General features: G+C 37.5%; 20 protein-coding genes. 2 read left to right on the forward strand and 18 right to left on the reverse strand.

Features of this window, described 5'->3' with window-relative positions; all coding sequences use genetic code 11:
• Positions 1-5 precede the first annotated feature (5 nt).
• The 13 genes from atpH to SB773_RS04270 all read right to left on the reverse strand — a co-directional run bounded on the left by atpH (position 6) and on the right by SB773_RS04270 (position 8068).
• Entirely contained in the window at positions 6-548 is a 543-nt protein-coding gene (gene atpH, locus SB773_RS04210; RefSeq protein WP_002130060.1) for a F0F1 ATP synthase subunit delta, read from the reverse strand.
• A complete protein-coding gene (atpF, locus tag SB773_RS04215) occupies positions 545-1051 on the reverse strand; it encodes a F0F1 ATP synthase subunit B (protein WP_002016287.1) in 507 nt (168 codons plus the stop codon). The genes atpH and atpF overlap by 4 nt, the downstream gene beginning before the upstream one ends.
• Positions 1052-1180: 129 nt before the next feature.
• On the reverse strand, positions 1181-1399 hold the full coding sequence (gene atpE, locus SB773_RS04220) for a F0F1 ATP synthase subunit C (protein WP_000052064.1): 219 nt from the start codon (positions 1397-1399) through the stop codon (positions 1181-1183).
• Positions 1400-1455: 56 nt separating this feature from the next.
• On the reverse strand, positions 1456-2175 hold the full coding sequence (gene atpB / locus SB773_RS04225) for a F0F1 ATP synthase subunit A (protein WP_000399874.1): 720 nt from the start codon (positions 2173-2175) through the stop codon (positions 1456-1458).
• 7 nt (positions 2176-2182) lie between these two features.
• Entirely contained in the window at positions 2183-2575 is a 393-nt protein-coding gene (locus SB773_RS04230; protein ID WP_002016288.1) for an ATP synthase subunit I, read from the reverse strand.
• A complete protein-coding gene (locus SB773_RS04235; RefSeq protein ID WP_002089742.1) occupies positions 2575-2799 on the reverse strand; it encodes an AtpZ/AtpI family protein in 225 nt (74 codons plus the stop codon). Before SB773_RS04235 ends, SB773_RS04230 begins: the two co-directional genes overlap by 1 nt.
• A 26-nt stretch (positions 2800-2825) precedes the next feature.
• The gene (locus tag SB773_RS04240) at positions 2826-2939 is read right to left on the reverse strand and encodes a DUF4024 domain-containing protein (protein ID WP_000232963.1); all 114 of its coding nucleotides are present in this window, start codon (positions 2937-2939) and stop codon (positions 2826-2828) included.
• Between the two features lie 375 nt (positions 2940-3314).
• Positions 3315-3944 carry a uracil phosphoribosyltransferase gene (upp, locus tag SB773_RS04245; RefSeq protein WP_002034907.1) on the reverse strand — a complete coding sequence of 210 codons (630 nt, stop codon included), beginning with the start codon at positions 3942-3944 and terminating at the stop codon, positions 3315-3317.
• Positions 3945-4217: 273 nt separating this feature from the next.
• Positions 4218-5459 carry a serine hydroxymethyltransferase gene (glyA, locus tag SB773_RS04250; RefSeq protein ID WP_002034906.1) on the reverse strand — a complete coding sequence of 414 codons (1242 nt, stop codon included), beginning with the start codon at positions 5457-5459 and terminating at the stop codon, positions 4218-4220.
• Between the two features lie 246 nt (positions 5460-5705).
• A complete protein-coding gene (locus SB773_RS04255; RefSeq protein ID WP_410588730.1) occupies positions 5706-6278 on the reverse strand; it encodes a TIGR01440 family protein in 573 nt (190 codons plus the stop codon).
• 66 nt (positions 6279-6344) lie between these two features.
• Positions 6345-6788, reverse strand: coding sequence for a ribose 5-phosphate isomerase B (gene rpiB / locus SB773_RS04260; protein WP_000869917.1), 444 nt, complete (start codon positions 6786-6788; stop codon positions 6345-6347).
• 97 nt (positions 6789-6885) lie between these two features.
• The gene (locus SB773_RS04265; RefSeq protein WP_215576716.1) at positions 6886-7326 is read right to left on the reverse strand and encodes a low molecular weight protein arginine phosphatase; all 441 of its coding nucleotides are present in this window, start codon (positions 7324-7326) and stop codon (positions 6886-6888) included.
• Positions 7327-7570: 244 nt separating this feature from the next.
• Positions 7571-8068: a PTS sugar transporter subunit IIA gene (locus tag SB773_RS04270; protein WP_002016294.1), complete on the reverse strand. Its 498-nt coding sequence runs from the start codon at positions 8066-8068 to the stop codon at positions 7571-7573.
• 386 nt (positions 8069-8454) lie between these two features.
• On the opposite strand from SB773_RS04270, the gene SB773_RS04275 reads away from it, so the two are divergent.
• Both SB773_RS04275 and SB773_RS04280 read left to right on the forward strand, forming a co-directional pair.
• Complete coding sequence (locus SB773_RS04275) at positions 8455-8841, forward strand: DoxX family protein (RefSeq protein ID WP_410588733.1); 387 nt, start codon at positions 8455-8457, stop codon at positions 8839-8841.
• Between the two features lie 161 nt (positions 8842-9002).
• Positions 9003-9614, forward strand: a complete 612-nt coding sequence (locus tag SB773_RS04280; RefSeq protein WP_002034901.1) for a flavin reductase family protein — start codon at positions 9003-9005, stop codon at positions 9612-9614.
• A 325-nt stretch (positions 9615-9939) separates the two neighbouring features.
• On the opposite strand, the gene SB773_RS04285 is transcribed toward SB773_RS04280, so the two are convergent.
• From SB773_RS04285 to SB773_RS04305, 5 genes are all read right to left on the reverse strand, one after another.
• Positions 9940-10218 (reverse strand): DUF3935 domain-containing protein, encoded by a 279-nt coding sequence (locus SB773_RS04285; RefSeq protein WP_002034899.1) that lies wholly within the window; start codon positions 10216-10218, stop codon positions 9940-9942.
• 81 nt (positions 10219-10299) lie between these two features.
• The gene (locus SB773_RS04290) at positions 10300-10431 is read right to left on the reverse strand and encodes a hypothetical protein (RefSeq protein ID WP_002139014.1); all 132 of its coding nucleotides are present in this window, start codon (positions 10429-10431) and stop codon (positions 10300-10302) included.
• A 19-nt stretch (positions 10432-10450) separates the two neighbouring features.
• Positions 10451-10999: a manganese efflux pump MntP gene (locus SB773_RS04295; protein WP_002016298.1), complete on the reverse strand. Its 549-nt coding sequence runs from the start codon at positions 10997-10999 to the stop codon at positions 10451-10453.
• Positions 11000-11076: 77 nt separating this feature from the next.
• Positions 11077-12117, reverse strand: a complete 1041-nt coding sequence (locus SB773_RS04300; protein WP_002016299.1) for an L-threonylcarbamoyladenylate synthase — start codon at positions 12115-12117, stop codon at positions 11077-11079.
• Positions 12118-12225: 108 nt separating this feature from the next.
• Positions 12226-12684, reverse strand: a complete 459-nt coding sequence (locus SB773_RS04305; RefSeq protein WP_002016300.1) for a GNAT family N-acetyltransferase — start codon at positions 12682-12684, stop codon at positions 12226-12228.
• Between the last annotated feature and the right edge of the window lie 43 nt (positions 12685-12727).

Here is a 12727-nt window from a genome sequence, read left to right on the forward strand (position 1 = left end):
CACCCCTATCTATTCTTCATTAATTCACGCTGAATACGTGCTAATTTTCCTTGTAAGCTTCCGTCGTAAATGCGATTTCCAATACGTACTTTAATGCCGCCTAGTAAATCTTCATCCACAACATTTTTCACGCGAATTGCATCTTTTCCTGTTTTTTTTGCAAATGCTTCTGCAATGTTAAGTTTTTCTTCTTCCGATAGAAGACGAATAGAATATACAGTTGCATCCGCTACGTTACGTTCTTCATTAGCAAGAACAACATATTCATTTGCAATTTCAGGTAGGATATCAATACGCTTGTTATCAATTAAAATATATAACGTATTTAAAATAGATTCAGAAACAGATGCGAATACGTTTGCAAGAAACGTTTTCTTCTGCTCTTTTGAAATGTTCGGTTGCGTTAAAAAGCTATGTAGTTCTCCGTTCTTTGTAAAAACGTTTTGTACAAGGCGTAATTCCTCTTCAAACATTTCTAATACGTGTTTTTCTTTTGCAATTTTAAAAAGAGCGACAGCATAACGTTTTGCTACAATCCCATTGCTCATCGCGCTTCTCCTACTTCTTTAATATAATCGCGAATTAACTTCACTTGATCTTCTTCTTTTAATTCTTTTTCAATTACTTTAGAAGCAATATGAACAGATAAAGAAGCAACTTGTTCTTGTAAAGCAGCAATCGCTTGCTCTTTTTCGCGTTGAATTTCTTGTACAGCAGATGTTTTAATTGATTCTGCTTCTTCTTTCGCAGCAGCAACAATAACATCCTTTTGATCTACAGCTTGTTTCTTCGCTCTTTCGATTAACTCTTGTGCTTCAACACGCGATTGTTTTAACATTTCACGTTGTTCTTCTACTAATTTCTTCGCTTCAGCATTACTTCTTTCTGCAGCGTCGATTTCATTAGTAACATGCTCTTCACGTTCTTTCATAATTCCCATTAAAGGACCCCACGCGAATTTGCGTAGCATTACTAATAGAAGTAAGAAAATGAACAATGTATAAGCAATCGTTCCAAATGGAATGGAAGCCCCTAATAATAAAGTTGGCACAAGGATTCACTCCCTTCAAAATATCTAAATTGATCATATGAAAAAAAAAGACATACGTTTCGTTCATAAAGCAATGGCGAAGAAAGTTCGGAAAAACACTCTTCGCCATCTATGTAAGGGGAGTCTCCCTTATTTGTTCATTACGATGAAAGCAATAACTACACCGATAATTGGAAGTGCCTCAACTAATGCAACCCCGATGAACATAATTGTTTGAAGTGCGCCTTTTAATTCTGGTTGACGAGCAACACCTTCGATTGTACGTGATACGATAAGACCGTTACCAATACCTGCACCTAATGCTGATAAACCAATTGCAATTGCAGCTGCGATTACACCTAAACTCATTTAATTTGTCCTCCTTTGTATTATAAAAAAATAAATTTTTTCTTACTTAAATTATATTAATGGTCATGGCTTACTTTATGGGCCATATAAACCATCGTTAACATTACGAAAATAAATGACTGGATTGAACCAACGAATACGCTGAATCCCATCCATGCTAACATCGGTACAAGTGCACCTAATGCTCCTAAGAATGATGCCCCGCCTAACTTAGCAAGTAATCCTAATAAGATTTCACCTGCGTAAATGTTACCAAATAAACGAAGACCTAACGTTAATGTGTTAGCAAACTCCTCAATAACCTTTAATGGGAATAAGAATTTCATAGGTTGGAAATAACCTTTAACATATTCTTTCGTACCCTTCATCTTAATTCCATAATAATGGGTGAGGGTAACTACCATCACGGCTAATGTTAATGCAACTGCTGGATCAGACGTTGGTGATCTCCACCATGCAATATGTTCGCCAGCCTCAACTGTTGAATACATGAATGGTAAACCAAGGAAGTTCGATACGATGATAAACATGATAAGCGTAACGCCAAGCGTTAAGAAACGTCCACCTGTTTTCCAATCCATCGTACTATTGATAATCCCTTTCACGAAGTCAAACACCCATTCCATGAAATTTTGCATCCCGGTTGGGCGAAGCGCTAAGCTGCGAGTTCCGATAACAGCGATTAAGAAAACAATAACTGCTGCTACAGTAACCATCATAACTGATGACAAATCGAACGTTAAACCTAGAAATTCAACTAATTTACCGTGTTCCACTAGTAATTCACCTCTCTTCCCTGCTCGTATACTCTAAATAAAGAAAATCTATGATCATGACAAGGTATCCTGTCAGCAATCCTACACCTAAGCCCCACATCGCAATTAACTCTTGATATTTGGCTGCAAATAAAATTAATAACCCAATCGTGGCGAATCTTGAATATGTACTTACCGCTGTCGCCTTAAACTTCACGTTTTCTCCATTTGTTACGCGATCTAATAGCTTGTCTGTTCTACGTGCAATGATGCGCAAACTAAGAAAACTGAAAATCGTTCCGATAATCAGCCCAAGAAATACATCCTTGTAAGAGGTAATTCCCCATCCTAGCACTAGAAGCGCAAGCAAGTAGTACATATATTTCTTTTGTCGTTGGACAAGTCCATGTACGTCTATCATCATTGCTCTCCCGAATAGTAATGTTGAATGAGTCGAATCATTGCGTATACCCCTGTTCCTAACCCGAGTAATAACCCTATAATAAGAAACAACGGAAACGTTCCAACCTTATTATCAATCCATTGCCCACCAAAGATTCCAATAAGAATAGAACCAACTAACTGAGCAAGTATTCCTGACATTAAAGCATACGCTTTTATATGGCTGCGATCGTTTTTTTGCAAGGATTCATCCCTCCAATATGTAACCCTCATTCACGATGTGTTAATAATAACTCATTTTTCTGCATAAATTCTATACAAAATAAAAAGTTTACATTTTCGTCACGGAATAGATGCATTTTTGTCACTGAAAGCCCTACCATCTATCCCCGTTGTTAGCATACAATAGGGTATTAACAGTGTCAACGAGAAATCGTAAAAAATCAAAAAATTTGAGTATTAGGCATTTCCTCCCAAAAATGAAAACGTTCCCCTTCTAAATACTGGTTAGAGATATGCAATTTCTAACAGTTTTCTCTTTATAATAGAAGAAAATGTTCACAAGTTTGTCACTATTATATTTTTAAGATATAGCGCTTTCCTTCCATAATATAGTGTCCCCGAGACGTAAGACTTCTATATTATATGTGATGTGTATATAACTTATGTTGTATATACCCTGTATATTTATCTCCCCCTCCCCCGTGCGCTGAGGGCGAAAAAAAAACGAGCGGGGAATCCCCCTCTCGTCTGTTGTCTTACTTCGTTCCGAATAAACGGTCACCAGCATCACCAAGACCTGGAACTACATAACCATGGTCATTTAACTTCTCATCTAATGCCGCTACATAAATATCAACATCAGGATGCTCTTCCTGCACTACTTTTACTCCTTCTGGAGCAGCTACGATACACATTAATTTAATTTGCTTTGCACCGCGCTTTTTCAGAGAATTAATTGCTTCAGCCGCAGAACCACCTGTTGCTAGCATCGGATCTAGTACGATAAAGTCACGCTCTTCTACATCCGTTGGAAGTTTCACATAGTATTCTACCGGTTGCAATGTTTCAGGGTCACGGTATAAGCCAACGTGTCCTACTTTTGCTGCTGGAATTAATTTCAGAATTCCATCAACCATTCCTAAACCTGCACGTAAAATCGGAATTAAACCAAGTTTTTTACCAGCGATCACTTTTGTTGTCGCTTTGCTTACAGGTGTTTCAATTTCAATGTCTTCAAGTGGAAGGTCACGAGTAATCTCGAAAGCCATTAAGCTTGCTACTTCGTCCACTAATTCACGAAAATCTTTCGTACCTGTATTCTTATCGCGAATATATGTAATCTTATGTTGAATTAACGGGTGATCAAATACATACAGTTTTCCCATGTGAATCTCTCCTTTAGATGATATTCATGCGTTTACACGCTTCTTTACACTATTTACGATTGTAAAGAAAACGCTACTAATATTCAAGGGCAAATTTGGTAAAATCATGATTTTACGATGAATCTATCTAGTATCTTTACCAATTATGGGAGCTGTATCCTTCATTATATCGCCAAAATTTATTCATCATTTGTATACATACTTTAAAAACAATATATGTCCACAAAAAAAGACTACTAAAACAATTACGTTTCAGCAGTCTTTTTTAATCTATTATAGATTTGTATACATTGGGAATTTGCTCGTTAACGCTTCTACACGTTTGCGCGCTTCTTCTAGTTCAGCTTCATTCTCATGATTTTTTAATGTATGAGCAATAATTGCTGCAATCTCATCCATTTCTTCTAAACCGAAATCACGTGATGTTACCGCCGCTGTACCGATACGTACACCGCTTGTTACAAATGGACTTGCTGTTTCAAATGGAATCGTATTTTTATTCACTGTAATACCAACTTCATCTAATACGTGCTCTGCTACTTTACCTGTAATTTCCAAGTTACGAACATCAATTAAGATTAAATGATTGTCTGTTCCACCAGAAACAAGTGTAAGTCCTTCCTTTTGAAGACCTTCAGCTAAACGATTCGCATTATTAATGATATTTTGTGCATATGTTTTAAACTCATCTTGTAGTGTTTCACCAAATGCAACAGCTTTTGCAGCAATTACATGCATAAGTGGGCCACCTTGAATACCAGGGAAGATTGATTTATCAATTTGTTTTGCAAATTGCTCTTCACATAAAATCATACCGCCACGTGGGCCGCGTAATGTTTTATGTGTTGTTGTTGTAACAAAATGTGCATGTGGTACTGGATTTGGATGTAAACCCGCTGCTACTAAACCGGCGATATGTGCCATATCAACCATTAAGTACGCGCCCACTTCATCTGCAATCTCACGGAATCGTTTGAAATCGATAACACGAGGATATGCACTTGCACCTGCAACGATTAATTTTGGTTTATGTTCTTTCGCTTTTGCTAATACATCATCGTAATTAATACGGTGAGATTCAGCATCCACGCCATATTCTACGAAATTATATTGTACTCCACTGAAGTTAACAGGGCTTCCGTGTGTTAAGTGACCACCATGAGATAAATTCATGCCAAGTACTGTATCGCCTTGCTCTAAAATCGTGAAGTATACTGCCATGTTCGCTTGTGCACCAGAATGTGGTTGAACATTTACATGCTCTGCGCCAAAAATTTCTTTCGCGCGATCACGTGCGATATCTTCTACTACGTCTACGTGTTCACAACCACCATAGTAACGTTTTCCAGGATATCCTTCAGCATACTTATTCGTTAGAACAGAACCTTGCGCCTCCATTACTGCTTCACTTACGAAGTTTTCCGAAGCAATTAACTCGATCTTTGAACGCTGTCTTCCTAGTTCTGCCTCAATTGCAGCAAATACCTTTTCATCTTGACGTTTTAAATGATTCACCAAAATCCCCCTTTTCTGAACGAATTACATCAATTCCCAATAGTTTTTTCTCATTTATTCAGAAAAAACGAAAATTCAGGTTGTAATTCTTTCGAACCTTCATGTTTTCAACTACATTCTAACATGACTTTCTATATCATAAAAGAAAAAAAAAGACCAAAATTGGTCTTTTCTTTCTTCTATTATAAAGTCAGACTACATACCTTTTACCTTTCGATATAAGGCTGTTATAAGACTTTATAATGTTTAACGGCAAGAAATAGCTTCTTCATTTGCCGCATAAACAGCACGTGCTCCACCTATTAGTTTCCCACGTGTTTTCGCCATCGTTACATGCGCACTTCCTATTTCCTTCACACTTGTACGAACCGGTACAGCTACATGCTTTAAATGCATACCGATAAATGTATCGCCGATATCCATTCCTGCATCTGCTTTAATAAACTCAATTACTACCGGATCTTTAAAATTGTGATACGCATACGTCGCTAATGCACCACCTGCTGATCTAACAGGCGTAACTGTTACAATTTCAAATTGATATTTCATCGCTACATCTCTCTCAACTACTAAAGCACGATTTAAATGCTCACAACATTGAAACGCCAATTCAATACCTGTTCTCTCTTGAAATTGTTTTAATTCAGAAAAAATCGCCTCTGCCACTTCCATCGTTCCTGATGTTCCAATTCTTTCACCTAGCACTTCGCTCGTGCTACACCCCACTACAAAAATTTGGCCTCTTTGCAGCGTGGCTTGTTCTTGGAAATCAGAAAGCGACATTTGTAGCTGTTCTCTTACCTTTACGATTTCTGTCATTACGCCTCTTCCTTTCACAGGTTGGTTCACCAAATTATATTTCATACTACTTATAGTTAGAATCTATTACTTTGTTTCGTACGTTTTAATTTTTCCTACGCGGTTTTCGTGACGGCCACCTTCATAGTCAGTTGTTAGCCAAATTTTCGCGATATCACGCGCTAGACCAGCTCCAATTACACGCTCGCCCATCGCTAACATGTTAGTGTCATTATGCTCTCTCGTCGCTTTCGCACTGAAAGTATCATGAACTAATGCACAACGAATACCATTTACTTTGTTTGCTGCGATTGACATGCCAATGCCTGTCCCGCAAACTAAAATGCCACGATCTACCTCACCATTCGCGACCATTTCTGCTGCTGGAAACGCAAAATCAGGGTAATCAACAGAACCAGCTTCACATTCACAACCTAAATCAATATATTCAATATTTAACTCTTCTAATAAACTTACAAGTTCTTTACGGATATTCATACCGCCGTGATCAGATGCTACTACTACTTTCATTTTTACCCCTCCAAAGTTTCAATCAATCATCTTCATTTCACACTCGCTACCTTTAATGAAGCGAAGTGATCTCCAATATCGTATTATACACGAAACATCAACCTTCTGAATGTTTTTTCAGTAAAGTTTGTACAAGTTTTTCCATCTCTTCTAACGTTTCTTTATAAGTAGAAAGCGATCCGCCAAATGGATCTGAAATATCCTTACTTACACCTTCAGTTAATCCATATAATGTATCCAATTTCTTTTCAACACTCGGATAATGCCCAAGTACAATTTGCTTATGGTTTTCCGTCATTGTTACTACAATATCCGCCCAATCAACCAAAGTATCGTTTACCTGCTGCGCGGCATGATCGATTACAATTCCTTTTTCGGCCAAAGCTTCCTTTGCATGTACCGACGCATCGCTTCCAGGATAGGCGAAAACACCAGCAGATTGCACTTCAAATTTACCTTCTCCATAATGACGAAGCAAAGCCTCAGCCATCGGACTACGGCATGTATTTCCAGTGCAAACAAATAACACTCGTTTCATCTAAACCCACCCCTTTGTTCAATTTCTTACCATTCATCATAGCGTACATTAGAATAGAACAAAAGAAATGTGAATATACGAAAGGCGCATTTCTCTTATATTTTTTCTAAGAAAAATGCGCCTTATTCACATATGTGAAACCCTATTTCCAAGTGCCCAAAGTATTTTACCATACATAATGAACACACTACGAAACAAAATAAGGAATCCATTTCATACGAAATAGATTCCTTTCATACAATAATTATTTCATTGTAACTTTCATTACTTCTGTTGAACCTTTTGTAGCTGTTACACCTACAGTTGTCTTAATAGACTCAGCTGCATCTGTGTTTGTAATAACGATTGGAGTAATTGTGCTTTTCGCTTTTTCACGAATTAATTCTAAGTCGAATGAGATTAATTTATCTCCAGCTTTTACAGCTTGTCCTTCAGAAACGTGAGCTTCGAAACCTTCACCTTCCATTTTTACAGTTTCTAATCCAACGTGGATTAAAATTTCTGTACCGTTTTTCGCTTTAATTCCAATAGCATGTTTCGTGTGGAATAATTGTACGATTTCACCATCAACTGGAGATACAACTACACCTTCAGTAGGATCGATTGCAACACCGTCACCCATCATACGACCAGCGAATACTGGATCTGGTACTTCTTCAATATTTTTCACTGCTCCAGTTAATGGAGCTACGATTGTTTCTTCATTTGTTTTTGAACCAAAACCGAATAATTTTTTAAACATAGGATAGTCCTCCTTATAATTTACCTAAAAGTTTATAGGGCAATCTCTATTCAAGATCGAAATACACGTAAGACTTCATACTTCGAATGTTATACTGTAAAAACGCTTTCGAAATAAATCATGTCATTACTACTAGACTCTTATTGTAGCGCCTCACAAAATTCCAGTCAATTCTGATTGTCTGAATAACAATAAGAAGTTAACTTCTACTTATATTTTCTCTTTTTTTCACTTACTTGTCTAGAGGTCTTTACTACATTTTATTTTTTGTTGTTAATTTGTAAAATTAATTTCAAACTTTTTTCAAAATCCACTTGACTAAAGTAAGTAACTATTTTATTATTACTTACATAAGATAAGTTAATAACTTTTAGGAGGTTTTTTAAATGATGGATATCGGTCTTCTTATTATTCGTCTTATTATAGGTATTACATTCATGGGTCATGGCGCTCAAAAATTATTCGGTTGGTTCGGCGGTTATGGCTTAAAAGGAACAGGTGGCTGGATGGAATCAATCGGGTTACGCCCTGGTGTATTCATGGCATTTATGGCTGGCGCAACTGAATTATTAGGTGGTTTCTTATTTGCAGCAGGTATTTTCACTGTAATTGGTTCATTATTTATCGTTGGAACAATGTTAATGGCAATCTTCATTGTTCACGGAAAAAATGGTTACTGGGTAACACAAGACGGATTTGAATATAATTTAATTTTAATCGCCGTTGCAGTTGGTGTAGCTTTAATCGGTCCTGGCGCATACGTTTTACTTTAATATTTATCTCTATTTCGAGATATTTACCAAAAAAGAGATTACTTCAAATTGAGGTAATCTCTTTTTCACATCATCAAAAAAATATTATTTTCAGCAGGAGATTCCCATTGATATCTTGTAAACAAACAATAAGTATTCATATTTAGAAAGGGGATTACAACATGTTATCCATTAATCCAAACGAACAAACCGAAAAAGATAATTACAAATTACTAACAGGAAGTATCATTCCACGTCCTGTTGCATTCGTTACTTCTGTAACTAAAGATGGTGTATTGAACGGTGCGCCCTATAGTTATTTCAATATCGTCGCTGCCAATCCACCACTTATCTCAGTTTCCGTACAACGCAAAGAAGGAAAACCGAAAGACACTTCCAGAAACGCAATAGAAAAAGGGGAATTTGTCGTACATATTTCTGATGAATCTTACGTAGAAGCGATCAACGAAACAGCAGCCAACCTCCCTCCTAATGAAAGTGAAATCGAATTAGCAAAACTAACACCGATTGACAGTGATGTCATTTCAGTACCAGGGGTTAAAGAAGCAAACATTCGAATGGAGTGCATATTAGAACGCGCTATCCCACTCGGCGGAACCGAAGACTCGCCAGCTTGTGACCTACTAATCGGCCGCGTCGTTCGCTTTCACGTCGCTGAACACTTATACGAAAACGGTCGAATTCACGCCGAAGAACTAAAACCAATAAGCCGCCTAGCAGGACACAACTATGCAAAACTAGGAGAACAATTTGAATTAGTGAGGCCTATCTAAAAGTGGAGGCGACTCGTTCAGCTCTGACCAGCTAAGGTTCTTTCGTCCTAAAGGCGCTTTTTGCCTCGCAGGAAGGCGCGAAGCCACCGACCATTCTAGCCGCTGGAGCTGGATACATTTAAAAGCGGAACCGACTGCCCAGACCCGGTGGCTAAGATTCTTCCTCACAGAAGATGCTTTTTATCTTCTCGTGGGGAAGGTTCTTAGACTCAAGGGCCTAGGAGGTGAAGCTGGCCACTGGAACTGGATATATCCCCTAAAAGCGCAAGGGGCCCGTTCACTTCCATCACCTAAACATAACCCCCCGCTGAAAGCGGGGGGTTTTTTATCGTAATTCTTCGTTCTTCTCCTCTAATGCCGGGAATTTCTCTTTTTTAGATCTACCAAGCTTTATTACAAAGAAATATAAGGAAAGTAACGTAATAAGGAAAACAATTAAAAACGGGTACGGAGAATAAAAAGTACGCGCCGCCTCTGATTTTCCTGCAACAAACTTCAATGACTCAATATCTAAAAACTCAGCAAACATTTGTACACCGAGCATACTGAACCAAAAAACAAAAAAACTAATAATAATACCAAAAACTTGCTTCAATCTCGTCATTCATCTCATCCTTTCTATATTTCTAATTTTTTAGTGTGATCAATATAGTACAAACGAAACTATGCACAGAAAGGAACTATCTCACCATTCACGAATTAACTTAATCCAACCTAACATCGAAATTTGCAAAATAACACCCAATATTATAAGTCTTCTTAGCCATCGAGGAAAGAAGGTTAAAAGCTTAACATACCATTCCAATAGCTTGTTCATAATTCCCTCCTACATAAAATTATATAGGAAAAAGGAGATACAATCCAAACCCAACAAGAATAATACCACCTACTATTTCACCGTATGTGCCAAGTATATTTTTGGCATGGCTACCAAGCAATAAACCCATCCAAGCCAGTAACATACTTATTAGTCCGAACAATAATATCGTAATAATTGTCTCTGCTCCGTAAATTCCAAGACTAAGACCTACTGAAAAACTATCTATACTGACACCAAATGCAAATACAAATAAACTAATTCCAATTGGAGCAGTTCTAGTCTCTTCCCCTTCTAAAATAGACGAATATACGATATAGAACCCTAGCCCAATTAATAAAATAGCTCCTGCAAAATTTGCGACATCCCCATACCTCTCTGATAGAAAACGTCCTAGTACCATTCCGATAAATGGCATAATAATATGAAATATTCCAATCGTCATACCTATATAAAGGATTTGTCTTAACTTTAATGTTACCATCCCCATACCGAGGCTCACTGAAAATGCATCCATCCCCAGGGCAAATGCCATAATTATTAAAGGTATTAATTGTTCAAGTGTCATTCATATCCCCCCTCGGACGTGCTACTTCACAATATGCTTATCCGAGGAGAAATATTCTGTTTGCTAAAGGTACATTATCATTCAATAATAATCTGATGTCCCGCAGCTTTTGTTAAACGATTCATAATTGCATTTCCTATGCCTTCATTCGGGAATGATTCACTAAAAATAACATCTACTTCACTTGCATCAAACGTTCTAAGCACATCATATAACTTAGTCGCAACGCTGGCTAAATCGCTTCGCACACCACAAGACAATACAACATCTGCACTATACACATGCTGATACTCTTCTGTCGTTAATACACCTACTTTAAATCCTTCTTTCTTTTTCTCATCCACAATACGTTGAATAAACTCACGGGACCCTTCAACAATACTAAGTGGCGCTTTCGGTGCATAATGTGTATATTTCATTCCAGGTGATTTCGGTTTTTCTTTCTCATCCTTTAAAGCTGGATCTAAAGAAACATTTCCTATCACGGCCTCTAATTGCTCCTTCGTAATCCCACCTGGACGTAAAATCGTCGGAACCTCGCTCGTACAATCAATTACAGTTGATTCAACGCCTACTCCTGTTGCCCCGCCATCAACAATACCAGCAATTTTCCCATTTAAATCTTCATACACATGAGAAGCTAACGTTGGACTTGGGCGTCCTGAACGATTCGCACTCGGTGCCGCAACAGGCACGTTTGCCTCTTCAATAAGGGCGAGCGCTACTGGATGATCTGGCATCCTCACTCCGACTGTATTAAGTCCTGCCGTAACCCTCTCTGAAATCCCTTTTTTTCTCGGTAAAATGATTGTTAATGGTCCTGGCCAAAAATGCTCCATTAACTTTTCTGCAACCGGCGGAATTTCTCTTACGATACCATCTAACTGAGATTTTGTTCCTATGTGGACAATCAGTGGATTATCGCTCGGTCTCCCTTTCGCTTCAAAAATTTTCGCTATCGCTTCATCATCCATTGCATTTGCTCCTAACCCATATACCGTTTCCGTTGGGAAGGCCACCGCTTCATTTTCTCTTAATAATCTCGCTGCTTCTTTTAATTGTGGATAATATTTTTTTCTTTCCACAACATTATCCACAACCCACATATTTGTATGCATTTTTTCCCACGTCCTTTTCTACCATGAAATACTTGTCTATTTTTAGTTTACTATGAGATTTATCCAAAAGACAAACAAGGTTTATCCACAAAATGTGGATAAACCTTGTTAATCCGTGGATAACTTTGTGAATAGCTGACAATTTAGTATTATTGCATTTAGCTCTTTTATATTTTTACAAAAGTGTTCTAACTGTCGAATTTCCTCTGGCACTTCCTCTTTCTCTATAATGACAAAGTTAAAAAACTGAAAGATGGTCACAGATTGTGGATGATTTGTGAGTAAGTACAATTGTCGAATATCTTTTTCTTTCATATACTGCAAAAACATCTCGAAAAAATATAAGAAAGTCTGTTTATCCACATTAGGTGTGAATAAACAAGAACGGATAAGTGCATTTTCTCCACTTTGTTCATATCCAATTACCGCTCGTATTTCTCCCGCCTCTTCCAAGATCATAAATTGTGCGTACAACTCATTTATTTTATCATCTTTTTTATTAGCTTGTCCGAAAAAAGAATGTAATCTTTCTACATCTGCTTTCGTAGCAAAATACACGTTCTTCATAGTAAATCCCTCCTCATTGATATATATGAGGAAGGATTTATTA

Origin of the sequence: Bacillus sp. SIMBA_074 (assembly GCF_046534555.1) — a bacterium.
GTDB lineage: Bacteria > Bacillota > Bacilli > Bacillales > Bacillaceae_G > Bacillus_A > Bacillus_A mycoides.